The organism is Rhizobium sp. CRRU65, from assembly GCF_048551595.1.
Lineage (GTDB): Bacteria > Pseudomonadota > Alphaproteobacteria > Rhizobiales > Rhizobiaceae > Rhizobium > Rhizobium leguminosarum_J.
This window is the reverse complement of the sequence record NZ_JBLYZH010000006.1, coordinates 38,404-64,457: the sequence shown is the minus strand read 5'-3', so window position 1 is coordinate 64,457 and position 26,054 is coordinate 38,404. Positions and strand designations below refer to the sequence as shown.

At 62.3% G+C, this 26,054-nt stretch carries 27 protein-coding genes, 1 pseudogene and 1 riboswitch; of the genes and pseudogenes, 20 read left to right on the top strand and 8 right to left on the bottom strand.

The genetic code is table 11. The features are described from left to right. Positions 1-18: 18 nt before the first annotated feature. Positions 19-500 (top strand): annotated as a pseudogene (locus ACM5SV_RS14105) (cupin domain-containing protein). A 105-nt stretch (positions 501-605) separates the two neighbouring features. On the opposite strand, the gene ACM5SV_RS14100 reads toward ACM5SV_RS14105, so the two are convergent. The 3 genes from ACM5SV_RS14100 to ACM5SV_RS14090 all read right to left on the bottom strand — a co-directional run bounded on the left by ACM5SV_RS14100 (position 606) and on the right by ACM5SV_RS14090 (position 3,542). After that, complete coding sequence (locus ACM5SV_RS14100; RefSeq protein ID WP_012758060.1) at positions 606-950, bottom strand: response regulator; 345 nt, start codon at positions 948-950, stop codon at positions 606-608. A gap of 1 nt (position 951) precedes the next feature. Further along, on the bottom strand, positions 952-2,421 hold the full coding sequence (locus ACM5SV_RS14095; protein ID WP_128438371.1) for a sensor histidine kinase: 1,470 nt from the start codon (positions 2,419-2,421) through the stop codon (positions 952-954). 125 nt (positions 2,422-2,546) lie between these two features. Next, positions 2,547-3,542, bottom strand: coding sequence for an AraC family transcriptional regulator (locus ACM5SV_RS14090; RefSeq protein ID WP_128438442.1), 996 nt, complete (start codon positions 3,540-3,542; stop codon positions 2,547-2,549). 68 nt (positions 3,543-3,610) lie between these two features. On the opposite strand from ACM5SV_RS14090, the gene ACM5SV_RS14085 reads away from it, so the two are divergent. Together ACM5SV_RS14085 and blh are read left to right on the top strand one after the other, a co-directional pair. Continuing rightward, positions 3,611-3,979, top strand: a complete 369-nt coding sequence (locus ACM5SV_RS14085) for a DsrE family protein (RefSeq protein WP_017994543.1) — start codon at positions 3,611-3,613, stop codon at positions 3,977-3,979. Between the two features lie 182 nt (positions 3,980-4,161). After that, a complete protein-coding gene (gene blh / locus ACM5SV_RS14080; protein ID WP_026157409.1) occupies positions 4,162-5,442 on the top strand; it encodes a bifunctional sulfur transferase/dioxygenase Blh in 1,281 nt (426 codons plus the stop codon). A gap of 31 nt (positions 5,443-5,473) precedes the next feature. Here the strand turns inward: blh and ACM5SV_RS14075 are convergent, their stop codons facing one another. After that, complete coding sequence (locus ACM5SV_RS14075; protein ID WP_012758055.1) at positions 5,474-5,857, bottom strand: type II toxin-antitoxin system VapC family toxin; 384 nt, start codon at positions 5,855-5,857, stop codon at positions 5,474-5,476. Beyond that, entirely contained in the window at positions 5,854-6,111 is a 258-nt protein-coding gene (locus ACM5SV_RS14070) for a type II toxin-antitoxin system Phd/YefM family antitoxin (protein ID WP_012758054.1), read from the bottom strand. Before ACM5SV_RS14070 ends, ACM5SV_RS14075 begins: the two co-directional genes overlap by 4 nt. A gap of 267 nt (positions 6,112-6,378) precedes the next feature. Beyond that, positions 6,379-6,635, top strand: a riboswitch (cobalamin riboswitch). A gap of 177 nt (positions 6,636-6,812) precedes the next feature. On the opposite strand from ACM5SV_RS14070, the gene ACM5SV_RS14065 reads away from it, so the two are divergent. From ACM5SV_RS14065 to ACM5SV_RS14055, 3 genes are read left to right on the top strand one after another with little or no spacing between them, the layout of a single operon-like run. After that, complete coding sequence (locus tag ACM5SV_RS14065; RefSeq protein ID WP_113548081.1) at positions 6,813-7,829, top strand: ABC transporter substrate-binding protein; 1,017 nt, start codon at positions 6,813-6,815, stop codon at positions 7,827-7,829. After that, a complete protein-coding gene (locus tag ACM5SV_RS14060) occupies positions 7,826-8,866 on the top strand; it encodes a FecCD family ABC transporter permease (RefSeq protein ID WP_128438372.1) in 1,041 nt (346 codons plus the stop codon). The genes ACM5SV_RS14065 and ACM5SV_RS14060 overlap by 4 nt, the downstream gene beginning before the upstream one ends. Next, on the top strand, positions 8,863-9,627 hold the full coding sequence (locus ACM5SV_RS14055) for an ABC transporter ATP-binding protein (RefSeq protein ID WP_113548083.1): 765 nt from the start codon (positions 8,863-8,865) through the stop codon (positions 9,625-9,627). Before ACM5SV_RS14060 ends, ACM5SV_RS14055 begins: the two co-directional genes overlap by 4 nt. Before the next feature lie 195 nt (positions 9,628-9,822). On the opposite strand, the gene ACM5SV_RS14050 is transcribed toward ACM5SV_RS14055, so the two are convergent. After that, complete coding sequence (locus ACM5SV_RS14050; protein ID WP_128438373.1) at positions 9,823-10,314, bottom strand: HIT family protein; 492 nt, start codon at positions 10,312-10,314, stop codon at positions 9,823-9,825. A 226-nt stretch (positions 10,315-10,540) separates the two neighbouring features. Between ACM5SV_RS14050 and ACM5SV_RS14045 the strand changes: the two genes are divergently transcribed. From ACM5SV_RS14045 to ACM5SV_RS14005, 9 genes are all read left to right on the top strand, one after another. Continuing rightward, on the top strand, positions 10,541-11,464 hold the full coding sequence (locus tag ACM5SV_RS14045) for an MYG1 family protein (protein ID WP_012758049.1): 924 nt from the start codon (positions 10,541-10,543) through the stop codon (positions 11,462-11,464). A 222-nt stretch (positions 11,465-11,686) separates the two neighbouring features. Continuing rightward, positions 11,687-12,076: a c-type cytochrome gene (locus ACM5SV_RS14040; RefSeq protein ID WP_012758048.1), complete on the top strand. Its 390-nt coding sequence runs from the start codon at positions 11,687-11,689 to the stop codon at positions 12,074-12,076. 147 nt (positions 12,077-12,223) lie between these two features. After that, the gene (locus ACM5SV_RS14035) at positions 12,224-13,042 is read left to right on the top strand and encodes a cytochrome c oxidase subunit II (protein ID WP_012758047.1); all 819 of its coding nucleotides are present in this window, start codon (positions 12,224-12,226) and stop codon (positions 13,040-13,042) included. 54 nt (positions 13,043-13,096) lie between these two features. Next, positions 13,097-14,875: a cytochrome c oxidase subunit I gene (gene ctaD, locus ACM5SV_RS14030; RefSeq protein WP_222014113.1), complete on the top strand. Its 1,779-nt coding sequence runs from the start codon at positions 13,097-13,099 to the stop codon at positions 14,873-14,875. Further along, positions 14,872-15,585 (top strand): cytochrome c oxidase subunit 3, encoded by a 714-nt coding sequence (locus tag ACM5SV_RS14025; RefSeq protein ID WP_012758045.1) that lies wholly within the window; start codon positions 14,872-14,874, stop codon positions 15,583-15,585. Before ctaD ends, ACM5SV_RS14025 begins: the two co-directional genes overlap by 4 nt. Positions 15,586-15,596: 11 nt before the next feature. Further along, on the top strand, positions 15,597-16,316 hold the full coding sequence (locus ACM5SV_RS14020) for a heme-copper oxidase subunit III family protein (RefSeq protein WP_012758044.1): 720 nt from the start codon (positions 15,597-15,599) through the stop codon (positions 16,314-16,316). Positions 16,317-16,323: 7 nt separating this feature from the next. After that, positions 16,324-16,689: a cytochrome C oxidase subunit IV family protein gene (locus ACM5SV_RS14015; RefSeq protein ID WP_012758043.1), complete on the top strand. Its 366-nt coding sequence runs from the start codon at positions 16,324-16,326 to the stop codon at positions 16,687-16,689. 402 nt (positions 16,690-17,091) lie between these two features. Beyond that, entirely contained in the window at positions 17,092-18,612 is a 1,521-nt protein-coding gene (locus ACM5SV_RS14010; protein WP_222014112.1) for an FAD-dependent monooxygenase, read from the top strand. A gap of 203 nt (positions 18,613-18,815) precedes the next feature. Continuing rightward, a complete protein-coding gene (locus tag ACM5SV_RS14005; RefSeq protein WP_128407457.1) occupies positions 18,816-19,397 on the top strand; it encodes a dienelactone hydrolase family protein in 582 nt (193 codons plus the stop codon). Positions 19,398-19,491: 94 nt separating this feature from the next. Here ACM5SV_RS14005 and ACM5SV_RS14000 read toward each other — a convergent pair whose 3' ends face one another. After that, complete coding sequence (locus ACM5SV_RS14000; protein ID WP_221973630.1) at positions 19,492-19,866, bottom strand: VOC family protein; 375 nt, start codon at positions 19,864-19,866, stop codon at positions 19,492-19,494. An 8-nt stretch (positions 19,867-19,874) separates the two neighbouring features. After that, positions 19,875-20,051 carry a hypothetical protein gene (locus ACM5SV_RS13995; protein WP_012758039.1) on the bottom strand — a complete coding sequence of 59 codons (177 nt, stop codon included), beginning with the start codon at positions 20,049-20,051 and terminating at the stop codon, positions 19,875-19,877. Positions 20,052-20,317: 266 nt separating this feature from the next. Here ACM5SV_RS13995 and ACM5SV_RS13990 point away from each other — a divergent pair, with 266 nt between their 5' ends. From ACM5SV_RS13990 to ACM5SV_RS13970, 5 genes are all read left to right on the top strand, one after another. Next, complete coding sequence (locus ACM5SV_RS13990) at positions 20,318-21,298, top strand: SDR family oxidoreductase (protein WP_222014111.1); 981 nt, start codon at positions 20,318-20,320, stop codon at positions 21,296-21,298. Positions 21,299-21,547: 249 nt separating this feature from the next. Then, positions 21,548-22,621 carry a helix-turn-helix domain-containing protein gene (locus tag ACM5SV_RS13985; RefSeq protein ID WP_222014110.1) on the top strand — a complete coding sequence of 358 codons (1,074 nt, stop codon included), beginning with the start codon at positions 21,548-21,550 and terminating at the stop codon, positions 22,619-22,621. A 278-nt stretch (positions 22,622-22,899) separates the two neighbouring features. Continuing rightward, positions 22,900-24,213: an efflux RND transporter periplasmic adaptor subunit gene (locus tag ACM5SV_RS13980; protein ID WP_222014256.1), complete on the top strand. Its 1,314-nt coding sequence runs from the start codon at positions 22,900-22,902 to the stop codon at positions 24,211-24,213. After that, positions 24,210-24,914, top strand: a complete 705-nt coding sequence (locus tag ACM5SV_RS13975; protein ID WP_017994523.1) for an ABC transporter ATP-binding protein — start codon at positions 24,210-24,212, stop codon at positions 24,912-24,914. The genes ACM5SV_RS13980 and ACM5SV_RS13975 overlap by 4 nt, the downstream gene beginning before the upstream one ends. Then, positions 24,911-26,050: an ABC transporter permease gene (locus ACM5SV_RS13970; protein WP_012758034.1), complete on the top strand. Its 1,140-nt coding sequence runs from the start codon at positions 24,911-24,913 to the stop codon at positions 26,048-26,050. The genes ACM5SV_RS13975 and ACM5SV_RS13970 overlap by 4 nt, the downstream gene beginning before the upstream one ends. Positions 26,051-26,054 lie beyond the last annotated feature (4 nt).

The window sequence follows — 26,054 nt, the reverse complement described above, 5'->3', positions numbered from 1 at the left end:
ATCAAGGGGGAGGTGGATATGTCGAGTTTCAGGAACGTCGTCGTCTCTTTGCCCGGCAAGGAGCGCGTGGCGAGGACGCCGTTTGGCGCGAGGATCGTCATCCATGCCACGGCCGCCGAGACCGGCGGCGCGCTCGGGATGTGGGAAACCTTCACGCCGCCCGGTCACGGTCCGGCTCCGCACACGCACACCCGGGAGACGGAAGTCTTTCGGGTCATCCGCGGGCTCTATCGATTCCAATGCGGCGACGAGGCGTTCGACGCGCCTGCGGGAACCGTCGTCGTTCTGCCGCCACATGTACCGCACAGCTGGCGAAACATAGGCGAGGAACCCGGCCAGATGTTCGGACGGTCACGCCAGGCGGCTGCGAGCAAATGTTCATCGATATCGAGGCTTTTGGTGCCGATACGCCCGAGAAAGTCGCGGTGATCGAAGCGCGACTGGGAATCATCAACGACATCACGCTGGCCCTCGGATTGACAGGCCCGCAACCGCGCTGATCGTCCATCAGGGTGTCGATCGGATCCTCAGCCCTGCGCCATCGCCCGCCACAACACGTCTCATTGGGGCGGCTCTTGGACTTGGGCGTCGGCCCCTCTTGGGTCTCAGCCGACACTTTCGATGACAGCGGCAAGGTCGGCAGTTGTGAACGGCTTGGTCAGCACTGGCCGGCCGGCAAAGGCGGGATCGATACCCGCTGGCCCATATCCGGTTGCGAAGGCAAACGGGATACCGCGCTGCTGAAGGACTGCCGCCACCGGGAATGACTGATGCCCGGCCAGGTTCACATCGAGAATGACGAAATCAAGATTTCCATCGGCCGCAACCTCCAGCGCCGAGGGCAAACGCGCGGCTGTCGCGACGACCTCGTGACCGAGGTCCACGAGCATATCCTCGATCATCATGGCGATGGTCATTTCATCTTCGACGACAAGAACACGCTTGGCCATGTCATTCGTTCCGAAGACGGTCTGCCGGAGCGTCGAGGCTGAAGGAAAAACCCCTTTCGGCAAACGAAATCTCCACATTGCCTCCCGTCTCCGCGGCAAGGCCACGCTGTATGAGGACCGTGCCGAAGCCCTTCCGCTTCGGTTGTTCGACAGGCGGTCCGCCATGTTCGTTCCAGTCTATGCGGTAGCGTTGCTTTCCGTCGATGATTTGGAGGGAACATTTGACGCTAACGGCGCCGCCATCATTCGACCATGCGCCATGGCGGACGGCATTCGTGCCGAGTTCGTGAAAGGCCATGGTCAGCGCCAGCGCCGTCTTTGCGGAGACCCGGATTTCGTCTCCGGTCAACTCCCACCGCCCGCCGTCCGGCCGATGCGGAACGGTCGCTTGGTCGAGTGTCTGTTTCAAGGAGGCACTGCTCCACAATTCGCCTGTTAACAGATCATTGGCACGGCCGAGCGACACCAGCCGCGCCGTGAAACTGTCCAGGGCACGAGGGATGTCTTCGGCATCCCGGAAGGTGCGGAATGCGAAAGCCTGCACCATCGCCAGATTGTTCTTAACGCGATGGTTGAGTTCATGAACGACAAGTTCCAGCTGTTGCTGCTTGCGTCGCCGCTCGGTGATATCGGTCGCGGCCCCAAACCATTCGACAATGGCGCCTGGGTCGTTCAAGAGTGGAACAGCCCGTGACAGCACCCACCCGGTGCTGCCGTCGGCGCGGCGGACGCGATGCTCGCATTCGAAAACACCCTTGCTTGATATGGCCTCGTCGATCACCGCCTGGATCGCCGGAATGTCCTCGGGAAACAAATAGACCTCCTGCCACGCGACAGTCGGATTGGCCGTGTCGGCGAGAACGTTGCGTCCGTCGAGCTGCTGCATCTCCTGCCAGTCGGCGCTCATACGGTAGACGATGTCGGTCGTCGCGGTCGTGAACGCCCTGAACCTCTCTTCGCTCTCGCGCAGCCGGCGCTGGGCAAGGACGCTTTTCGTCGTTTCGACAACGATCGCGATGACGCCGGCGGGTTTTCCGCTTTCGTCGAGGACGGGCGAATAGTCGAGGTTCATCCAGACGGGAGCCGGACTGCCGTGCCGCAACAGCGTCAGCTCCTGGTTCTCGTAGGCGAGTGTTTTCCCGGACAGCCCGACTTTCATCACATTGTCATTGAAGTCGGCAATTTCGCTCCAGCCCTCGCGGACCTTGGAACCGAGAAGATCCGGATGACGGCTGCCCGCGAACACGGAGTAGGCGTCGTTGTAGATCATCACCCCGTCTTCGCCCCATAAGAGAACGATCGGCACGGGTGACAGCAAAAGCATATTGGTGGCCGTCTTCAGGCTTTGCGGCCAGAGGTCAAGAGGACCGAGGGGCGTCTTGCTCCAGTCGCGAGCCTGGATCAGTCGGCCAATTTCCCCGCCTCCGACAGGAAAGCGAGCTGTGAGTGGCTGAGGGGATTCCGAATCCAAGGCTCGCTCCAGATTTTGATGGTGGATCTAATTAGCGCATCCTTTGATTCTTTCCACCCATGGATGTCACGGCATCTTCCTGCCATCCTCTCTTGAGCATTGGCGCTTGTTGAGCCGATCACCCTCTACGCCCGCGCCGTCGCCCGCCAGGCCGCTGGTGGGGTGGTGAAGGCGCGGGAGAAGGCGCGGTTGAAGGCGGCTTCGGTGGCGTAGCCGGCGTCATAGGCGATCGACGCGATCGGCTGGCCCGAGGTGGCGAGCGCCACGCTTGCGAGGTAGAGCCGCCAGTCCCTTATATAGCGGATCGGTGATGTCGAGAGCATCGCCTGGAAGCGTTCGGCCAGCGCGCTGCGCGACATTCCCGATGCCGCCGCCAGTTGCTCCAGCGACCAATCACGCCTGGGATCGTCGTGAATGAGGGAAAGGCAGCGCGAGAGCGAGGGGTCGGCGAGGGCTGCCAGCCAGCCGACCGAGCTTGGCTCTGCCATCATGATCTGGTGGCGCAGAATTTCGATGAAGATGATTTCGGTCAGCCGCGGTAGCATCGAGACGCCACCGGCACGCGGCCTGTCGACCTCCTCGACCATCTGGCGGATGGTGGCGCGCAGCCAGTCACCGTCATTGGCGGCCCGCGTCCTGACATGGATCAGTCTGGGCAGGGCCTGCCGAAGCGGTGCGAAGCTCAGCCCGTCCCACTGCAGATAGCCGCAGAGCAGCCGTACGCCTTGTGTCTCGTCGCCGTAACGCAGCACGGGAATCTCACGCCATGGCTTCTGCGGCAGGTCGCGGGTCGGCAGCACCAACATGCCGTCTCTTCCCGCGCCGAGCTGATGTCCAGTGCCGAAGGGAAAGACCAGCACGTCGCCGGCTTCCAAATCGGTCTCTTCGTCTTCCGTCTTCAGCCAGCAACTGCCGGCGACGACGATGTGAAACGGCATCGTGCCCGAGGCCTTGGCCGAAAGGCCTGCCAGCGACGGCGTGGCATCGGTCTGCCAGTCGCCCGTCGGCATGAAGCAGAACTGCAGCGACCCCGAAAGGCGGATCGTCGACAGCAGCGCCGACAGCACGTCGTCGCGCGCAACACCCGCAGCGTCTGGATTTTCGGACAAGGCTTCACGCATTCCGGCCAAATACGCGCGCCGCGCGTCCTCCTATCATCAGTGCGTTCAAACCACTGAAGGAGAATACTATGCAAACTCAAAGCGACAAACTGGTGGTGCTCGTGACCAAGGGCATCGAATCCGAACTGTCCTCCGTCGCCTTCACCATTGCCAATGGCGGCATCACCGCCGGGCTGAAGGTCTCGGTATTCCTCACCAGCACCGGGATCGACCTGGTGCGCAAGGGCGGCCAGCGCATGACGCATGTGCCACCGCTCGATCCGCTGTCGAGCCTGATCGAGAATTTCCAGCAGCGCGGCGGCACGATCTGGGCTTGCCCACCCTGTGTGACCTCGCGCGGTTATACGCAGGAAGACTTACTCGACGGGATCGTCATCGTCGGCGCCAGCGCCATGCATGCCGAGATCAAGGAAGGTGCGGCAACGCTGTCGTTTTGACGGTACACGGCTCGGCCGAGGGGGGGGTTGGGCGGCGTCTCCCGCTGGCGTCCTCAGGCTTTTCAGGCCGGCGACAGGCACGGAGGAATACCAAGCGCCTATTCTTGCGTTCGGCAATATACTTGTGAGATTGTATCGATATACGTGCGACAATGCCTGGTGCGGGCAGCGCGGGGGCTTCGATGACATCCGTGAGGGTCAATGAGCTGATATCGGTGGCGGGGCAGCCCGACGCCGCAGGTTTTGCCGCCTTCGCGGCTGATGGTTTTGTCGCCGCCATCAATGCCCGACCGGATGGCGAGGAGCCGGGGCAGCCGGGCAATACGGCGGAAAAGGCTTCCGCCGCTGCCGCCGGGCTCGCCTACAGCTTCGTGCCGGTGAAGGGGACCGAAATCACCGAGGCCGATATCCGCGCCTTCCAGACGGCGATGGCCGAGGCCAAGGGACCGGTCGTCGCCCATTGCAAGAGCGGCACGCGGGCGTTGACGCTTTATGCGCTGGGCGAGGTGCTCGACGGGCGGATGAAGCCCGGAGATGTCGAGGCCTTCGGTCAAAACCTCGGTTTTGATCTTGCCGGCGCGCGACGCTGGCTGGAAAAGCGGTCAGGGCAGGTGGCTGATGTGAAGGCCTTCTTCGAGCCCCGCACCTGCAGTGTGCAATATGTCGTTTCCGACCCGGCAACGAAACGCTGCGCCATCATCGACCCGGTGCTCGATTTCGACGAGATGTCGGGGGCGACGGGAACGGCCAATGCAGATGCCATCCTCGCTCATATCGAAAGCGAAGGGCTGACGGTCGAGTGGATCCTCGACACGCATCCGCATGCCGATCATTTCTCCGCCGCGCATTATCTGCATGAGAAGACCGGCGCGCCGACGGCGATCGGCGCCCATGTCATCGACGTGCAGACGCTCTGGAAGGAGATCTACAACTGGCCGGGGCTCGCGACCGACGGCTCGCAATGGGACCGGCTGTTTGCCGATGGCGACACGTTCGAGATCGGTGCGCTTAAAGCCCGCGTGATTTTTTCGCCCGGGCACACACTCGCCTCGATCACCTATGTGATCGGTGACGCCGCCTTTGTGCACGACACGGTGTTCACGCCGGATTCCGGCACGGCGCGCACGGATTTCCCGGGCGGCAGCGCTGCCGCCCTCTGGCACTCGATCCAGGCCATCCTGTCGCTGCCCGAGGAGACCCGTCTCTTTTCCGGCCACGATTACCAGCCCGGCGGCCGGCACCCGCGCTGGGAAAGCACGGTGGAGGCACAGAAGCGCGCCAATCCGCATATTGCAGGCATCGACGAGGCCGGCTTCGTGGCGCTGCGCCAGGCGCGCGATCGCACGCTGCCCAAGCCCAAGCTGATGCTGCACGCGCTGCAGGTGAATATCCGCGGCGGGCGGCTGCCCGAGCCGGAGGGGAATGGCAGGCGGTATCTGAAGATACCGCTGGATGCATTGTAGGGCCGGCCGGCGCTGGCAATCGCCGCATCGTTCAAAGCGCGTTTTCTATATCGGTCCTAACGAAATCATCCCCCACAAATAGCAGCCGGCACCCATGTTCCCTAGCCACCTCGTAGGCGAAGCAGTCGCCGAAGTTCAGACTTGCAGGATGGGCGCCTTTGCCCCAGGTGCGGTAGGCTTCGGCGATGCGGCGGGCGGAGGCGGGGGTGACGGCCACGATTTCGAAGCCGAGGCCGTCGATCAGTTGTTCCATTTCATCGCCGACGTTGCGACGGGCCGAGACGATCAAGGCTTCGGCGACCGTGCCGGCGGAGATCAGGAGATCGTCTTCGGCTTCGAGGACGGCAATCAGGGCATCGGCTTGTGGTTCGCCAAGCACGATCGCCATCAGGGCGGATGTGTCGACGGCGATCATTCGGGCAGGCCGTCGTCGGCGTAGAGGAAATCCTGGCTGCGTGCGGCCGGCGGCCCGTCGGCGGCTTTGGCTATGGCGGAGGCCCGCACCGCTTCCATCAGCGTCCGGCGGGATTTCCGATCGGGCGCTGCCCTCACCGGAACCAGTTTCACGGCAGCATGACCGTGCCGGGTGAGGATGACCTCGTCACCCGCCTCGGCACGCCGGACCAACTCGGTCAATTGCCCCTTGGCATCCGTCACAGACACTCGCATCGTTCGCACTCCCCAGGACCAGTGCAGCCTGGTTTCCTCCAGAAAATTAGACCATTCACTGGACCGTATCAATGGGTAATTTTCGAAGGTCAAGAATGGCGCGGGGACTGTACCTGTCGCAAGGAGGCGCTTTCCGAGGTCATATCCGAGACTGACCGCGACCGGCAGTTCGTGCACCGAACGGCGGCGTGAAGCTATGTGCGCGATATATTTATCCGCTGGCGGCATGGCGCCTTCGGAATATGCATTGACGGCGCGCGTGCAGGCGACGTAACTGGGTGCGACGGTTCCCTGAAGATGACTCCAAGGGGATTAATAGGGAACACGGTGAGGACGACCCAGTAGGGACCGAGACCGTGGCTGCCCCCGCAACTGTAAGCGGATTGTCGATCATCTCAGGAGTGGCCAGCGACTGGCCATCTCTGAAGGGCTCATAGCCCTGCCACTGCGAGATATCGCGGGAAGGAGGATGAAACGACGGATATCCGCAAGCCAGGAGACCTGCCGTCAATCACGATCCAATCAACCGGGCGGGGATGCCCGGACAAGGAACAGATATGATTGACCTGCTGAACCTTCGCCGAATTCCGGCATGCATCCGTCTCGATTGGGCCTCCTGCGGCTAGTGCGCGCCTAAGCGTGCTTTCGGTCCGCGCATATGCGCGGAACGGCCGTGATTTTTCCCTTCATCGAGGTTTTCCATGCGCCAGATTCTCGCCACCATGACATTCGCCTTCGGGCTCGCCGGCCTTGCGGCACCAAGCCTTGCCGCGACCCGATATCCCTTGACCATCACCAATTGCGGCCAGCAGGTGACCTTCGAAAAGGCGCCATCCAAAGTGGTTTCGATCGGTCAGGGCATGACCGAAGTGCTCTTCTCGCTCGGCCTTGCCGACAAGATCGCCGGAACGGCCGTCTGGGTCGGTCCCGTCCTGCCGCAATATGCCGAGGCCAACAGCAAGATAAAACGGCTCGCCGACAATGATCCGAGCTTCGAATCTGTCGTCGGGCAGGAGCCCGACCTGGTGACGGCCGAGTTCGAATGGCATGTCGGCGCACAGGGCTCGGTCGGCAAGCGGGAGCAGTTCAAGGATCTCGGGATCAATACCTATCTCGCGCCGGCCGATTGCGTCGCCAAGGTCAACACCGATGGCGGCGACGGCGTGCGCAAGGAGCTGTTTACGATGGACCTGATCTACCGGGAAATTACCGAGCTCTCGGAGATTTTCGATGTGAAGGAGCGCGGCGATGCGCTGATTTCGGAGCTGAAGAAGCGCGAGGCGGATGCCGTCGCTTCGATATCAGGCGCTTCGGGCAAGAACCTGCCCGTCGCCTTCTGGTTCTCCAGCAAGGAGGTCAATGGCGACGCCTTCATCGCCGGCAAGAACAGCGCGCCCGCCTATATTCTCAAGACGATTGGCGCGAAGAACGTCGTCACGACGGAAGAGGAATGGCCGCTGGTCGGCTGGGAAACCATCGCCCAGGCGAACCCTGCCGTGATCGTTCTGGCGACCATGGACCGCCGCCGTTACGCCGCTGACGATCCCAAGGTCAAGGTCGATTTCCTCGAGAACGATCCTGTGACCAAGGAGCTGGACGCGGTCAAAAACAAGCACTTCGTAATGATGGACGCGCAGTCGATGAACCCGACGATCCGCACGATCGACGGTATCGAGACATTGGCGAGCGGCATCAAGTCCTTCGGTCTGGCGCAGTGAAGGCAGTGTCGGTCAGGCAACAGGGATGGTGGGCGCTTGCCGCGCTCACCATTGCGGCATTTCTCCTGCTCGGGATGATGATCAGCGTTGCCGTTTCGACCGGCGAGATCGCCATCCCGCTTGCGACGACGGCGGAGGCGGTTTCGAACCGTCTGTTCGGAACGGATTTCGAGCTCAGCCGCATCCACCAGGGCATCGTCTGGGATTATCGTCTGAGCCGCGCGCTCGTCGCGGCCAGCGCCGGCGCATCGCTCTCGCTTTCTGGCGCGATCCTGCAGGCGCTGCTGCGCAATCCGCTGGCCGAACCCTACGTGCTCGGCATCTCCGCCGGTGCCTCGACGGGGGCCGTCTGCGTGATGATCCTCGGTTTCGGCTACGGTGTTCTCGGCCTGTCGAGCGGCGCCTTCATCGGTGCGGTCATTGCCTTTTTGCTGGTCGGCATCCTGGCGACGGGTGCGGCGGGAACCGGTGAGCGCATCATCCTATGCGGCGTCGCCGGTTCGCAGCTCTTCAATGCACTGACCTCCTACATCGTGACGACATCGGCGAATGCCGAGCAGGCGCGCGGCATCCTGTTCTGGCTGCTGGGTTCGCTCAGCGGCGTGCGCTGGCCCGATGTCTATCTGTCGGTGCCGATCGCGCTTGCCGGCTTCGTCATCTGCATGGCCCATGTGCGGGCGCTCGACGCCTTCGCCTTCGGCACGGATGCCGCCGCCTCGCTCGGCATTGCCGTACGCCGCGTCCAGATCGTGCTGTTCGCCATGACGGCGGCGATGACGGCAAGCGTCGTCAGCATGGTGGGTTCGATCGGCTTCGTCGGCCTCGTCATCCCCCATGCCGCCCGCTTCCTCGTCGGGCCGGCTCATAGGCGGCTGCTGCCGGCAACGGCGCTCGGCGGCGCGATCTACATGGTCGGCGCCGACATCATTTCGCGCATCATCATCCCGCAGCAGATCCTGCCGATCGGGGTCGTCACCGCGCTCTTCGGCGCACCGGCCTTTGCCGTCATCCTCTATCGCGTGCGGGGGAAGGCATGAGCATCAGCATCGACGCGGTGAGCTTTGCCGCCGGTGACACTGTCATCGTCAACGGCGTCAGCCTTACGGTGGAAAAGGGCAAGGTGCTCGGCCTGCTCGGGCCGAACGGTTCCGGCAAATCGAGCCTTCTCAGATTGATCTGCCGGCTGCGCAAGGTTCGCAGCGGCATCATCAGGTTGGGTGACGACGACATTTCATCGCTGCCGCGCGCAGCCCTTGCGCGTCGCGTCGCCTTCGTCGAGCAGCAGTCGACGACCGATACGCAATTGACCGTGCGCGACGTGGTGCGGCTCGGCCGCACGCCGCATCGCGGGCTGTTGTCGTCCTGGGGCGCCGGAGACGATGCCGCCGTCGACGAGGCCCTGTCGCGGACGGGCATGCAGGAGAGAGCGGGCCAGCTCTGGCAGACGCTGTCGGGCGGCGAGCGCCAGCGCGTCCATATTGCCAGATCGCTGGCGCAGGCGCCGAGCGAACTGCTGCTCGACGAGCCGACCAACCATCTCGATATCCAGCATCAGCTCGACATTCTCTCGCTGATCTCGAAGCTCGGCATCACCTGCATCGTCGCGCTCCACGATCTCAACCTGGCGGCGATGTTCTGCGACAGGCTGGCGGTGCTTCAGAAAGGCGAGGTCGTCGCCTCCGGCGCGCCGGAGGAAGTGCTGACGGAGGATATGATCGGCCGGGTCTTCGGCGTTCGCGCCCATGTCCAGAAATCGGCCGTGCACGGCCGGCATCATATCCAATACGTCATGGATTGACGGACGGCCGGGAATTTCGATCTCAAGGAGGCAATCCGCGATTATTGGTCGAGACGGTCGGAGACCTTCGACCTCGCTTTCGGCCATAGGATCGCCAGGTTCACGAGGCAGGCGTTGTCTTGGGCCCTTCTCTTGGCGCATGCCGTCTTGCCAAAACCACCGGGCATTTTCGGCGACATGCATGAGCTCAAAGATCTAGAGCGGCGGAAACCGCATTGCCTCCCGCAGCAACTCAATAGCCTCTGAGACCGAAGGCCCTCTGATCGGCGGTGGCTCTGCGCGTTCGCAGAACTCGCGCCAGACAAACAGCGTCAGTTCCGCGCCATCCATTGCTGTTTCCCCCGGTCCTTCTGCGAAATTCTCGAGCAGACGATAGCGAGCGTCCTTCCAAAACAACTCCTCCACCCAGTCATATATCGGGATCACATGGAAATGGATCGGATAACCGGGCGTGTGTCCATACCGGCCGATATAGACGCGCTGAGCATTCAATTGCCGTTTCAGCGTACTCTGAGCCCTTGCGAGCAATGGGCCGAATTCGGCCAAAGCGTCTTCGGGCAGATCCGACAGATCGTTGGTGTCGGTCTTGGAACTGATCATGAGGTAACCGGGAAGGGTGGAGTTTATGCGGTGGTTCACAAGCCATCCGGCCGTCTCGACAACGTGAAAGTGCTGAGGGATCTCCACGGACTGCCTCTTACTCCTGATGCACCCCTCAGGGGTTTCGATGAATCCAGCTAGAGGCCGGTATCTTGGCGACGTGCGAAAGGACGCTGTAACACATTGAATTGCTGGATCATTTTATTCTTAAATCGATTCCGATTAAGGTATGGGTTGAGATAGCAGCCGGCAACGGTTATTTGGTGCCGACCTGCAAGCGGACTCTCCGCGAACGACAAGGCGCATAACTCCCATGATCCCCGATTTCCTCGTCACCCATTCCGGTGGCTTTCATGCCGACGAATTGCTGTCGAGCGTCATCGTGACCCGGCTTTTCCCGCAGGCGCGTATCGTCCGCAGCCGGGCGCCGGAGTGGATCACGCCGGGCGAAGACCGGATCATTTATGATGTCGGCGGAGCCTATAATCCTACTATCGGGATATTCGATCACCATCAACGCGGCGCGCCGTTGCGCGATGATGGCCAGCCCTACAGCTCGTTCGGCCTGATCTGGAAGCATTACGGCCGTGATTATCTCATAGCCTTCGGGCTTCCCGAAGCGCATATCGAGACGCTGCATGGCTCTTTCGACGCCAGCTTCGTGCTGCCGGTCGATCTGACTGATAATGGCGCGCTCAGCCCCTCGGGGCCGTTGGCCGGGCTGACGCTGCCGGCGCTGCTGGAAACCCTGAAACCAGTTTTCGACGAAGCGGACCCCGAGGCCGATAACCGCGCCTTCCACGCGGCCCTCGCCATTGCCCGCAGTTTCGTCGAGGCCAGGATCGCCCAGAGTGCCGCGAAATTGCGGGCCGAGGCGATCGTGCATCGGGCAATCGAGGCTGCGGGGCAGGGGCGTGTTCTGGAATTGCCGAGGGGCATGCCCTTCCGTCCCGCCATCCTCAAGGCGGGCGCCGATCACCTGCTGTTCGTCGTTCACCCGCGCGAAAAGGATTGGTGCGTGACCGGCATTCGCCGCGCCGAGGAGGGGTTCGAACTCAGGGCAGACCTGCCGGGGGCCTGGGCCGGGCTCACCAATGGCGCACTGGAGGCGGTTTGCGGCATAGAGGGCGCGAGCTTCTGCCACAACGGCCGCTTCATCGCCGCAGCCGGGACCCGCGAGGCGGCGCTTGCCATGGCCGAGCTGGCGGTAAAAGAGGCGCTTTCGATCCGGGGGTAGGTCAAATGGCGGCAGCCGAGGATAGCTGGCCGGATTTTCGATATCAAGGCGGTTATCCCCAGGCCACCGGACATCAGATGGCGTTCAACTGGCCCCAATTTTGGAGCCGATTGACTTGCTGCCGCGAAGGACTAAGCTTTATCCCATAACAACCACTACTCCCACGCGAGAGATTGCGGAGGGTGCAAGTGGCTGGCAACCTTGAGGAGGATGAGGTTTGCCATGGATTACCGTATTGTTCTGCTGATCGCCACATCCGTCATTGCTCTTTCCTCTGGTAACGCCGGAGCGCAGGAGGGCGATGCGACGGCGGGTGCCACTGTTTTCAAAAAATGCGCGACCTGTCATGTCGCCGATTCCGATACGAACAAGGTCGGCCCGTCGCTGAACGGGCTGTTCGGCCGGAAGGCCGGAACGCATCCTAATTTCGCCTACTCGGCCGGGATGAAGGCGGCCGGCGAGGGTGGTCTCGTCTGGGACGAGACGGTGCTGCGCGATTATCTGCACAATCCGAAGGCGAAGGTGAAGGGCACGAAGATGGCCTTCGTCGGCGTGAAGGACGACCAGGAGATCACCGATCTCATCGCCTATCTCAAGCAATACTCGAAATGACGGGCAATACTCCAAATGACGGGCTGCGGCCGGTGGTGCATGCCTAAATTGCCGTAATTGCCGATATTTTCTATCTGTGCGATAATAAACACGGACTTTTTTGCGGAATGCGGTTTCACGGGTCGACCTGCTCGAGGAGGAGCGGACATGGCTGTCGTGCTGATCCTCGTCCTGATTGTCGTCGGCTCCGTGCTGTTCCATGTGCTGAGCCCGTGGTGGTGGACGCCGATCGCGTCCAACTGGACCTATATCGACAGCACCCTCGTCATCACCTTCTGGATCACCGGCGTCGTCTTCGTGGCGGTGGTTTTGTTCATGGCCTACTGCGTGTTCCGCTTCCGGCACAAGCCGGGCAACAAGGCGCATTACGAGCCTGAGAACCGCAGGCTGGAATTGCTGCTGGGAGGGGGAACGGCGGTCGGCGTTGCGGCGATGCTGGCGCCCGGCCTGATCGTCTGGAACCAGTTCATCACGGTGCCTGCCGATGCCGCGTCGGTCGAGGTCGTCAGCCAGCAATGGCTGTGGAGCTTCCGGTTGCCCGGAGCCGACGGAAAGCTCGGCCGCGCTGAGACGCGCGACGTCACCCCCGAAAACCCGCTCGGCCTTGATAAAAACGACGCAAGCGGCCTCGACGACGTCATCATCGAGGGCGGCGAGCTGCATCTGCCGATCGGCAAGCCGGTCCACATATTGCTGCGCTCGGTCGATGTGCTCCACGATTTCTACGTGCCGGAATTCCGCGCCAAGATGGACATGATCCCCGGCATGATCACCTATTTCTGGTTCACGCCGACGCGGACAGGGACCTTCGAGATTCTCTGCGCCGAACTCTGCGGCGTCGGCCATCCGCAAATGCGCGGCACCGTCGTCGTTGACGAGGATGCGGACTACCAGACCTGGCTCGGGCAGCAGCAGACATTCACCCAGTTGACGGCGTCATCGGGAGAGCTACCGCCGGCAAACTGAACCGGCCGGAGGCCGCGTGCCGGTTCAAGGACCGGCGGGAAGGGAAGAGAGATCATGGTCGAGATTCCATCCGACAGCGCAGGCGCCATCCCCTCTGCCGAAGTCGAGGATGTCGAGCTTTATCATCCACACAGCTGGTGGACCAAATATGTGTTCAGCCAGGATGCCAAGATCATCGCCGTGCAATATTCGCTGACGGCGATCGCAATCGGCCTGGTGGCGCTGGTGCTCTCCTGGCTGATGCGGATTCAGCTCGCCTTTCCCGGCTATTTCGCCTTCATCGATGCCGATCACTATTACCAGTTCATCACCATGCACGGCATGATCATGGTGATCTATCTACTGACCGCGCTCTTCCTCGGCGGCTTCGGCAATTACCTCATTCCGCTGATGGTCGGCGCGCGCGATATGGTGTTTCCCTACGCCAACATGCTGAGCTACTGGATCTATCTGCTCGCGGTGCTGATCCTCGCTGCGGGCTTCTTCGCCCCCGGCGGCCCGACGGGGGCGGGCTGGACGCTTTATCCGCCGCAATCGGTTCTGTCAGGCACACCAGGCGGCAAGGACTGGGGCATCCTGCTGATGCTTTCGTCGCTGATCGTCTTCATCATCGGCTTCACCATGGGCGGGCTGAACTATGTGGTGACGGTGCTGCAGGGACGCGCGCGCGGCATGACGCTAATGCGGATGCCGCTTACCGTCTGGGGCATCTTCACCGCGACCGTGATGGCGCTGCTCGCCTTTCCCGCGCTCTTCGTCGCCTGCGTCATGATGATGTTCGACCGCGTGCTCGGCACCAGCTTCTTCATGCCCGCCATCGTCGAAATGGGCACGCAACTCCAGCACAGCGGCGGTAGCCCGATCCTGTTCCAGCACCTGTTCTGGTTTTTCGGGCATCCCGAGGTCTATATCGTAGCACTGCCTGCCTTCGGCATCGTTTCGGATCTGATCAGCACGCATGCGCGCAAGAACATCTTCGGCTACCGGATGATGGTCTGGGCGATCGTCATCATCGGCGCGCTCAGCTTCGTCGTCTGGGCGCACCACATGTATGTCAGCGGCATGAACCCGGCCTTTGGCTTCTTCTTCGCCACCACGACGCTGATCATCGCTGTGCCCACGGCGATCAAGGTCTATAACTGGGTGCTGACGCTGTGGCGCGGCGATATCCACCTGACGCTGCCGATGCTCTTTGCGCTCGCCTTTATCGTCACCTTCGTCAATGGCGGTCTGACCGGCCTCTTCCTCGGCAACGTCGTCGTCGACGTGCCGCTGTCGGATACGATGTTCGTCGTCGCGCATTTCCACATGGTCATGGGTGTGGCGCCGATCCTTGTCATCTTCGGGGCGATCTATCACTGGTATCCGAAGGTGACGGGACGCATGCTCGACGACATGCTCGGCCATATCCACTTCTGGATCACTTTCCTCGGCACCTATGCGATCTTCTTTCCGATGCATTATCTCGGTCTGCTCGGGGTGCCGCGCCGTTACTTCGAGATGGGAGAGACGGCTTTCGTTCCGCCTTCGGCCCACACGCTGAACATTTTCATCACCGTCATGGCGCTTGTTGTCGGAGCCGGGCAGATGGTCTTCCTGTTCAATCTCGTCTGGAGCCTTTTCCGGGGCAGGGAGGCCGGCGGCAATCCGTGGCGGGCAACGACGCTCGAATGGCAGACGCCGCAGACGCCGCCGGCCCACGGTAACTGGGGCAAGGATCTGCCGGTCGTCTACCGCTGGGCCTATGACTACAGCGTGCCGGGGGCGGCTGAGGATTTCATCCCGCAGAATGTGCCGTCAAGCGACGGCGTCACCCGGGAGGTCCACGCATGAACGTCATCCTGGTCTTCCTTGCTGCAATCGGCGCCATCATCATCTGGTGGCTTTCCGGGCAGCGGCTGACCTCGAAGCCCTGGCTGGAAACTGGATCGGTGCAACTGCCGGATCATCACAGCACTGAGCGGCGGCCGATGCCGGCGGTGAAGATCGGCCTCTTCGTGTTTCTCGGCGTCGTTGGCGCGCTCTTCAGCCTTGCCGTCAGCGCCTATTTCATGCGTGCGGCGTCCGCCGACTGGTGGGCGATGCCGGTTCCCCGGCTGCTCTGGGTGAACACCGCGGCACTTGCCTTGAGCAGTGCCTCGCTGCAATGGGCGAAACGAGAAGCGGGGCAGGGCCGCATGGAAAACCTGCGGCCGGCGCTTGCCGCCGCGTTTGTCCTTGCCGTCGCTTTTCTCGTCGGACAGGTCCAGGCATGGCGGGAGCTGGTGGCGGCCGGCTACGTGCTAGTCGACAATCCCGCCAACAGCTTCTTCTACATGCTGACCGGCCTGCACGGGCTGCATATCCTCGGCGGGCTTGCCGTGCTCGCGCACACGACGGTCAGAGCATTTTCAACCGACGTCGCGCCGGAGAGGCTGCGCCTCAGCGTCGATCTTTCCGCCATCTATTCGCATTTCATGCTCGCCGTCTGGCTCTTGCTCTTTGCGCTCTTTGCCGGCTGGGCGAATGATTTCGTCGATCTCTGCCGCACACTACTGAACTAAGGGGTTTGCAGATGGCACAGACTATCGAGACACATGGCGGGGCAGACCTCAGGCCGGCCGGTCTGCGCGGTGTCGCGTCCGATTTCAGCTCCGATCAGCGGGCCTTCAAGACCGCCTCCTGGGGCAAGGCGATGATGTGGATCTTCCTGCTCAGCGACACCTTCGTCTTCGGCTGTTTCCTGATCGCCTATATGACCGCCCGCATGTCGACGCCCGTTCCATGGCCCAATCCGAGCGAGGTCTTCGCGCTCCATATCGGCGGCCAGGACGTGCCGCTGATCCTGATCGCGATTATGACTTTCGTGCTGATCTCGAGCAGCGGCACCATGGCGATGGCGGTCAATTTCGGCTATCGCCGCGACCGCCGCACGACTGCGATCCTGATGCTGCTGACGGCGGTTCTCGGGGCATGTTTCGTCGGCATGCAGGCCTTCGAATGGACGAAGCTGATCACCGAAGGTGTGCGCCCCTGGGAGAACCCGTGGGGGGCGGCACAGTTCGGATCGACCTTCTTCATGATCACAGGCTTTCACGGCACTCACGTGACGATCGGCGTCATCTTCCTCCTCATCGTCGCCCGCAAGGTCTGGCGGGGCGATTTCGATGAGGAACGGCGCGGCTTCTTCACCAGCCGGAAAGGCCGCTACGAAGCCGTCGAGATCATGGGCCTCTACTGGCACTTCGTCGACCTGGTCTGGGTCTTCATCTTCGCGTTTTTTTATCTGTGGTGAGGTCGTCATGAGCGAGACAGCAGCGCACGCACAAACCCAAACGGTGCATGTACAAGCACACACCGGACAGCAGCATCCGCTCCGGCTCTATTTCCTCGTCTGGGGCCTGCTCTTCGTGCTCAGCGCGGCGTCCTACATGGTCGATTATCTCGGCGTCCAGAGCTACTTGAGGTGGACGCTGATCCTCGTGTTCATGATGCTGAAGGCCGGGCTGATCGTTGCCGTCTTCATGCATATGGCCTGGGAACGGCTGGCGCTCGTCTACGCCATCCTGCTGCCGCCGCTGCTGGTGCTGGTTTTCGTGGCGCTGATGGTATCGGAAGCGGACTACACGATCTTCACGCGGCTGGCCTTCTTTGGTGCGGCGCCGTAGGCCAGCGTTCGCCGATGTCTCACACGGCAAATCGGGAGAGCGTCTGCTCTGCCGGGCTGCTGTGATGAAATCGGCCGACTGGCAGATCAGCGCATCTCCCTCACGTCAGACCTGGCATAAGCGGCATTCCCCCGCCGTAAGGGCTTCTCCGTCAGGTCAGACCTTCAGAAGAGCATATCTTCTGTTGCCGATCGATCGCCCGGCGGCTATGTTGCCGTTGTCGGAAAAGGCATGATTTGGTGTGGTTGGCCCAAGTCCTTTCGGAAACGAAAGCTCTGTTCCTTGCCTCGTGCATGAGTTCTCCACGACGAACACGGACGCTGCTCAAGCGTCCCACTGTTCGTCCGTGTGGTTCTCGAAACGACGAACTGCTCCGGTCGAACGACCGTAAAGGAGTAGTTCATGCCCGATTTTCTTGTGATTCATGATGTTGTGATTTCAGGTGCAGGCCCGGTCGGTCTGTTTCTGGCCTGCGAGCTGCGGCTGGCCGGCCTCTCGGTGTTGGTGCTGGAGCAAGCCGAAGACCCGCATTCGCCGTTGAAGCGGCTAGCGTTCGGCATGCGCGGCCTTTCCGCGCCGACCATCGAAGCCTTCTATCGTCGCGGGCTGCTGGATGACATCATGGCTCCGCAGCGCGAAAAAGATCAATGGACTTCAGCGCATTGGATGCAGCAGCCGCGTCGCCCGGGCGGCCATTTCGCCGGCATTCAGTTCTTTCACGACACCATCGACACCTCGACGTGGCCCTATCGCCTGCCAGGTCCGGCCGGCACCAGCATGGCGGTCGAGATGGAGCATCTCGAATTCGTCCTGGCCGCCCGCGCAAGCGCGATGGGTGTCGAGATCCGGCGCGGGCTCGGTGTCGATGGCTTCGATCAGTCGGGCGGAGGCGTGACCGTTCGCGCGGGTGGCGAGATCTTTCTCGGACGATGGCTCATCGGTTGTGACGGCGGGCGCAGCACCGTGCGCAGGGCAGGCGGGTTTGAATTCGTTGGCACCGATCCCGAGTTCACCGGCTATTCCGTTCAAGTCGAGATGGCCGATCCGGAGAAGCTCGTCCCAGGCCGCCATTACACGCCGACAGGCATGTATACCTACCAAAAGCCCGGCACCATCGCGATGGTCGATTTCGATGGGGGCGCGTTTCACCGAACGCAACCGATCACGCCCGAGCATGTGCAATCGGTGTTGCGGCATATTTCCGGCGCCGATGTCACGGTGACGGGCCTTGAGCTTGCCACCACCTGGACGGATCGCGCCTACCAGGCGACGGCTTACCGCAAGGGCAGGGTGCTGCTTGCGGGTGACGCTGCGCACATCCATTCCCCGTTGGGCGGCCAGGGCCTGAACCTCGGGCTCGGCGACGCGATGAATCTTGGATGGAAGCTTGCAGCGACGATCCGCGGCGATGCGCCGGAGGGCCTGCTCGACAGCTATTTCTGCGAACGGCATCCAGTGGGAGCGCAGATTCTCGACTGGTCGCGCGCCCAGGTCGCACTGATGCGGCCGAGCCGGAGTTCGCGCGCGCTCGAAGGCATCATCCGCGACCTGATCGACACGCGTGACGGCGCGACATACTTTGCCGAGCGCGTCTGGGGTGTTTCTCTCTGCTACGATCTTGGCGGCAGTCACCCGCTGGTCGGCCGCAGCGCTCCTGATTTCGAGCTGGCCGACGGCACGAAGCTCGGTGATCACTTCAGGCAGGGCAAAGGCCTGCTTTTGGACTTTGACGCCGGTGCACCGCTGCAAGCGCTGGCAAGCCGCTGGAATGTGATCACCTATGTCGCCAGTGACGCCAGGGATCGGCTGGGGTTGAGCGCGCTGCTCGTGCGCCCCGACGGCTTCGTGGCGTGGGCTGGTGAGGCTGTGCCTGACAATGAGGAAGCCGCGCAGGCCGCATCGCGGTGGTTCGGCAAAGCCTGAAACTATGAATGGAGCAATCGATGTACAGCTCTCGGAAAGGTTCTTCAACCTTATCAGTCCGGTAGAGCGTCAGGAGGTTTCCCGCCTATCGGTTTCCGACGGGTTTTCAGATGTTGTTTCGGCAACGTGTCCGCACTCTTTCCGGCGAGGCGGCGACGCTGTAGAGTGGCGATGCGCCCGACCGTCCCGCCCGGAGGCTCCTTATGGCTGAGATCCTGTTGTTCCATCACGCACAGGGGCTGACCCCGGGTGTGCGTGCGTTTGCCGACGATATCAGGGCAGCCGGTCACATCGTGCACACGCCCGATCTGTTTGACGGGCGCACATTCCCAAGCATCGAAGCGGGGATCGCCTATATCGGCGAGATCGGATTCGACGCCGTGCGGGAGCGCGGCGTGCGCCTCGCCGACGACTTGCCTGCCGGGCTCGTCTATGCCGGGTTCTCGTTCGGTGTGCTGCCGGCGCAGAAGCTGGCGCAGACGCGTCCCGGCGCCCGCGGGGCTCTGCTCTTCTATTCCTGCCTGCCGATCAGCGGCGAATGGGCCTTCGGACCCTGGCCGGCCGGCGTCGCGGTGCAGATCCACGGCATGGACAACGACCCGATCTTCGTCGGCGAGGGCGATATCGATGCCGCCCGCGAGATCGTGGAGAAGGTCGAGGACGCGGAGCTTTTCCTGTACCCAGGCGATCAGCATTACTTCGCCGACAGCTCACTGCCCTCCTATGATGCGGATGCGACCGCGCTGCTCACCCTCCGCGTGATCGAGTTCCTGAATCGCGTCTGATCCAGACATTCCGCGGGAGATCCGGTTGGTTCTGGTTAGCAGTCCGGAGATGGGTGCCGTTCATCCTGTAGCGCGCCTTTCGGCCCGGATCGGACTATTCGGACGCCACGCAGAAATTGTTGCCTTCGGGATCATTCAAGACCGTGTAGCCATCCGCTTCGCGGACGAAGCTCGCTCCCAGGGATAGAAGCCGTTCTACCTCCCTGGTCCGATCGGGGGTGGCAATATCGAGATGAAGCCGGTTGCGGGCCGGACGCTCCCCCTGGCGAAGGTGGAAGCAAAGGCGGGTTCCGGGACCTTCGACCATCACGGTCGGGTCAGTCTCGGGTGTCAGTCCGACCGCGGCAAGGCGGGCCAGTTCTTCGTCGTCATATGGCATCACGTCGTAACCATCGAGCGCTTCCGCCCAGAACCGGGCGACACGCGAGGGGATGTCGCAATCGATGACGATTTCTTTCAGCCTTGCCATGGAACCCTTCAAGAATTGTTGGGCCGGCGACAGCAAACGCGTTCGACGAGAGCGCCACCGACGGCCGGCAGCAATGCGAAAAGCACGAGCTGCGGTGTCTCCGTCAGCTCCAACAGGCCAGACATGAGGAAGGCGACCAATAATCCTGCCAGCACCCCGGCTGCATAGGGCAGATAATCCTTCAAGAAAGCCTCCGTCTTGTGCTGATCTCAAACAGAAGGGGCATTATTGGCTTGAGATAGAGATCTTTGCGGTATCGGCAATGGCTGGTTGCGGCCGAACCTCACGTCGTCCGATCCGGCTTATGTGGAATGCCACCGCGTTGGTTTACGGGACAGGTCGACCCAAACGACGTGAGCCGGTGCACGTGTTTTGCAGGAGACGACCGATTTCTTTCGCGCTATGAAGACTGACCGCATATCCCGCCACATCCGACACCGAGGTCCTTCCCATGGCTTTGAAAATCCTTTTCGTTGGCGGTACCGGCCAGATTTCCTATCCGTGCGTCGAACGCGCCGTGGTTCAGGGCCACGATGTCAGCGTCTATAACCGCAGCTTGAGAGGCGACCCATTGCCTGCGGGGGTTACCTCGATCGTCGGCGATCTCGCGGCGCCCACCTATGCGGACTTGGCCAAGGCCAATTATGACGTCGTGTGCCAGTTCATTGCCTTTACGCCCGATCAAGTCGCGCGTGACATCAATGTGTTTGCCGGGCACTGCGGCCAGTACATCTTCATCTCTTCGGCTTCGGTCTATGAAAAGCCGCCGCGCCATTATGTGATTACCGAGCAGACACCGGCGATCAACCCCTACTGGCGCTATAGCCAGGACAAGATTGCCTGCGAGACGCTGCTCAAGAATTCCGAGAATCTCGCCTGGACCATCGTTCGTCCCAGTCACACCGTTCGCACGGGCCTGCCCATCATGATCGGCGACAGCGATGTCATGGCGAGACGCATGCTGGATGGCGAGCCCACCATCGTGGCGGGCGATGGCCACACGCCCTGGACACTGACCCGCTCGGTTGATTTCGCGGTGCCCTTTGTCGGGCTTTTCGGCAAGCCGGCGGCGTTGAACGAGATCTTCCACATCACCTCCGACCGCGCCCATATCTGGAACGATATTCAAACGACGATCGCCAGATTGCTTGATGTCGAGGCCAGGATCGTGCACGTGCCGACGGACACGCTGGTCCGGTACAATCCGGAGTGGGTTGGCCCGCTGCGTGGCGACAAGGCATGGTCGGCGATCTTTGACAATTCAAAGGTCAAAAGCGTTGCGGGCGACTTCACCTGCGCCGAGAGCCTTGATGAAATTCTGGCGGAGCCGATCATGCATCTCAAGCAGCGCCTGGCCAAGAACCGTCCGCCAAAGGGCGATCTCGATGCTTTGGTCGATCGGATCTGCGCAGCACAAAGCGATCTCGGGTAGGCAGGCCCCTCGAAGAGCGCGTGCATGGTATTTTATGATCCGCGCTCGCCTGTCGGGGCGCGCCACTGCGGAATGCCAACCGGCGCACGGTTCGCCACAATGAATCGCCGCCACTTGTCCTCGACGCAGAATCTGCAGGGCGGCCCCGGACCGTCGGACGAGGGATGGCCCGGCATATCGCTCACAAAAAATCCCAGCCTAACGCGTCCTAAAACATGATGGAGGTCGCGCCGGGTGAGGATCTCGGCAATGATGGCCATCCATTCGCCACTCCGATCCTATCAGGCCATGCTGTTCATTCCGCTTCCCTTCGTCGTTGCCCTTCTGCTGCTCATCCTCTTCGTCACCGTCCTCAGGCGCGACGAGGAGGCGCAGCCCAACCTGCCGTTTCTGGCATTGATCCTGCTTGCCGTGCTGCAATCCGTCCTCTCCGGCCTGCGCTGGGGCTACGGAGTGCAGGCGGTAGGCGTGATCGCGCCGGTCACCGCGGCGATGGTGCCGCCGCTTGCCTATGCCGGGGTTTCCAGGCTGGTAAGGACGAGCCGGCGGCCGCTGGCGGCGCGGATTGCGCTGCATGCCGTGCCCACTGCCGTCATCCTCTTATTGATGGTGGTCTGGCGGGATGTGATTGATATCGCGCTGGTGCTTGTCTTCGTCGGTTATGCCCTGGCGATCCTGCTTCTGATGCGGCCGGGCGCGGATGCGCTTCGGCTTGCGCCCTTCGAGGGAGCGGTGCCGGCCTATCGGGCCATCATCTTCGCGGCGGCGGCGCTATGCCTGTCGGCCTCGGTCGATATCTTCGTCTTTTTCGATTTCACATGGGCGCATGGTGAGCATGCGCTGACGCTGATCAGCGTCAGCAATCTCGCGGTTCTCGTCATCCTCGGCATTGCGGCAGCCGCCGCCAGCCGAAGCCGGGCGCCGGCCGAGACGATGGAGGCGGTGCTGAAGTTCGAAACGACCGAGGACAAAGAGACGATCGCCACCGTCGATGCGCTGATGGAGGCAAGGAAACTCTATCGCGACGCCAATCTCAATCTCGACCGGCTGGCCCGCAAGGCCGGCATTCCCGCCCGCCAGATCTCGACGGCGATCAACCGGGCGATGGACAAGAACGTCTCGCAATATGTCAATGACTACAGGATCGGCGAGGCCTGCCGGCTGCTTGCCGCTACCCAGAAATCGGTGACCGAGGTGATGTTCGAGGTCGGCTTCCAGACCAAGTCCAACTTCAACCGCGAATTCCGCCGCGTGACCGACATGACGCCGCTTGCCTGGCGGGAGAGGAAGGGCGGGGCGGGGGGCTCTCCGGCCTCGTCCTGAGGTGCGTCCTCTCAGCTCCCACCTCCGCAATCACCCGCCCTCGTGGTTCGAGACGGCCCCCCGGGCCTCCTCACCATGAGGGCTAATCGCAGGTGTCTTTCCGCGCTGAGTGATTGGTGTATCTCAGATCGTGAGAGGAGGCCTCCAGGCTCATCCTGAGGTGCCCCCGCAGGGGCCTCGAAGGATGGGCTGGCCACCGCGTCGCTCTAACAATGCGCCACCCGCCCTCGTGGTTCGAGACGGCCCTTCGGGCTTCCTCACCACGAGGGCTGACCGGTGTGCCTTGCCGCGCCACGTACACAATCGCGATCGAGGACTGTCAGAAACGTGTTCGAGGTCGCGGTTTTGCCGCTGTTGGTCATTGTGGCGGCATGAACACGACATCAGAACATGACCGAGACCTTGCCGCCAAGCTGAGATCACTTTCGATCAGGCTCGCGGCTTTCAAGACAGAGCCGCCGGAGCCTCGTGCCCGACGGTGGGTGATCCCTGGAGCAATGCTGGCCCTTGCCACGACGGCATCGCTGGCGGTGGTTCTTTTCTATCGGCCCGATACGCTGGAGCGCATCGAGACTGTGCTTGCGGGTTTCATAGGCAAGGACGAGGCCGCAATATCCGTCGATGGAACAGACGTGCCCGCCGCCGATCCGATCCGGGCTCTGCCCTCCAATAACCCAGCGGACAGGGCATGGCCGCCCCGGGAAGTCACCGGCTCCGGCTACGTCGTGGCATCCGACATCGCCACCGTCTTCTCCAAATATGAGGGGCGGATCGTCACTGTTGAAGTCGAGGCCGGCGACCGGGTGGCGGTGGGGCAGGTTCTGGTGCGGCTCGATGATGCAGGTGCGCGCTTTGCGCTTGAGGGCGCCGAGATTGCCAGGCGGTCGGCGGAGCTAGCGCTGGCGGCGAAGAGTATTGATCTCTCGCAGGCGCGGTCTTCGCTCACGCGGATCGAGCGGCTGGCCGGGCGCGATGCGATGTCGGCGCAGACGCTGGAGGAGGCGAAGACGGCGTTCGACACTGCCGAGAATGCCGCCCTGCAGGCACGGCAGGACGTGGCCAAGGCCGATCTCGATATCGACAGGGCGCGCGAGCAGGTGGAGGCGCTGACCGTCCGGGCGCCGATATCAGGCACAGTTACGCGGCTTACCGCGCATGTCGGCGACACCGTGCTGTCGCGCGAGGACAGCGTGCGGGAGAATGAAAGCCTGCTTGCGATTGCCGACATGGCAAACATGGTCATCGATGCCGATGTGGCCGAGGCGAATATCGCGTTGATGCGGCCAGGCTTGCGTGGTGAGGCTGCGCTCGACGGCTTTCCCGACCTGCCCTTTGCGGTGGAAGTATCGAAGATCGCTCCGGTGATTTCGCGCGAGAAGGGGACGGTGACGCTTCGCCTGTCGCTCTCCTCGCCGCCGCCAGACGTGCGCCCCGCCATGGCCGCGCGCATCCGCCTTGTGGTGGGTGAGGCCGCAACCTCTGTTCCCACAGCCTCTAATCCCCCGGGCACCGGCGCACACACGGGCGGACCTACGACCTTTCGGCCGCAGGCCGGGGATACCAGAGACCAGAAGCAAGGAGCAGAGCGATGACCGACACTCAAGAACCTTATATCGCGCTTCGCGGCGTCAGGAAGGCATTCAGGATCGGCGCGGAGACGATCCCGATCTTTTCCGGGCTCGACCTTTCCATAGCACGCGGCGATTTCGTCGCCGTCATGGGGCCGTCGGGCTCGGGGAAATCGACACTGCTCAATATGCTCGGCGGCATCGACAGCCCCGACGGAGGGGAGATCAGGATCGGCCGCAGCCATCTCGAGCAGATGGGCGAGGGCGCCAGAGCCGCATGGCGGGCACACAGCATGGGCATCGTCTTCCAGTTCTACAATCTGCTGCCGATGCTGAATGCGGGCGAGAATATCGAGCTGCCGCTGCTGTTGAAACCGCTCAAGCGCAAGGAGCGGCGGGCGCGCGTCGAAACCGTGATGGATCTGGTCGGGCTCTCCGGGCGGCAGCGGCAGTTTCCATCCAGCATGTCCGGCGGGCAGCAGCAGCGTGTCGGCATCGCCCGCGCCATCGTCAGCGATCCTGATCTGCTTCTCTGCGACGAGCCGACCGGGGATCTGGATCGGAAATCGGCGAATGATATCCTGGAGATGCTCGGCTTTCTTAATCGAGAACTGCGGAAGACCATCATTATGGTGACGCATGATCCCGAGGCGGCTTCCTTTGCCCGGCGCACGCTGCATCTCAATAAGGGCGAATTCGTTGAGCAGGAAAGGTTGGCCCAATGACCTTCTTCCAGCTGATGCGCCGCAATGCTTGGCGCAAGCCGCTCAGGGCCACGCTTCTGATGTTCTCGGTCGGCGTCGCCTTCCTGATCTATGGGCTGACGGCGAGCTTTCTCAGCGGCTCGCAAGGGGCGGCCGGGGCGAGCGATACGCTGCTCGGCGTCTTCAACAGATCGGGGCGGGCGCAGCCGCTGCCGCTTGGCTATCTCAACAGGATCGCCGCCGATAGCGATGTCGCCGCCGTCGCCTACATGACGCGCATGCGGGGCTTCGTCGATGTCGAGAAGAATGTCGTGATGACGAGCGCGGTCGATCCACGATTGATCGCCGCGGCCAATGGCGACGAGCTCAGGCTGACGCCGCAGCTGATATCAGCGCTGGAAGAGGGCCGTGACCGGGTGCTGGTCGGCCGGGCGCTGGCGGAGGCGCAGGGCTGGTCGGTCGGCCAGCGCATCGGCGTCACCAGCCACCTGACAAGGGAAGACGGCAGCCGCAACTGGAGTTTTGAGATCTCCGGCATCTTCGAGGGGGCCGACGCCAGCACCGACACCTATTTCATGATCGCCCGCTATGATGCCGTCAATGCGGCGCGCGCCCGCGGCAAGGATACAGTCGATGGCTTCGTGGTGCGACCGCGATCGGGCGTTTCATCCGCCGTGCTGGCGGCAAGAATCGACGCGCTGTTTGCCAATTCGGCGGCACCGACGCGCACTCAATCAGAAAAGCAGTTCCTCGAGGCTTTCTTGCGGCAGTTCGCCGATATCGGCCTGATCGTCAGCCTCGTCGTCGGCGCCGCCTTCGTGACGATCCTGATGATCGTGGTCAACACCATGCTCTTTGCCGTGAGGGAGCGCAGCTTCGAGATCGGCGTCATGAAGGTGCTCGGCTTTTCCAGGGGGCGGATCATTGCGTTGATCCTCGGCGAGACACTGTTCGTCTTCGCCGTCGGCGGGGCGGGTGGGCTCGTTCTCGCCAAGCTCGCGACGCTGTTTGCCGGGCCGGAATTCGGCCTCGCCTTCACCTCGTCCGTGCTGCTGAAATCCGTCGCCATCATCGCCGGTCTCGGCCTCCTGACTGGATTGCTGCCTGCCGCCAATGCCATGCGCCTGCCCATCGTCAACGCTTTCAGAACGAGATAGTCGA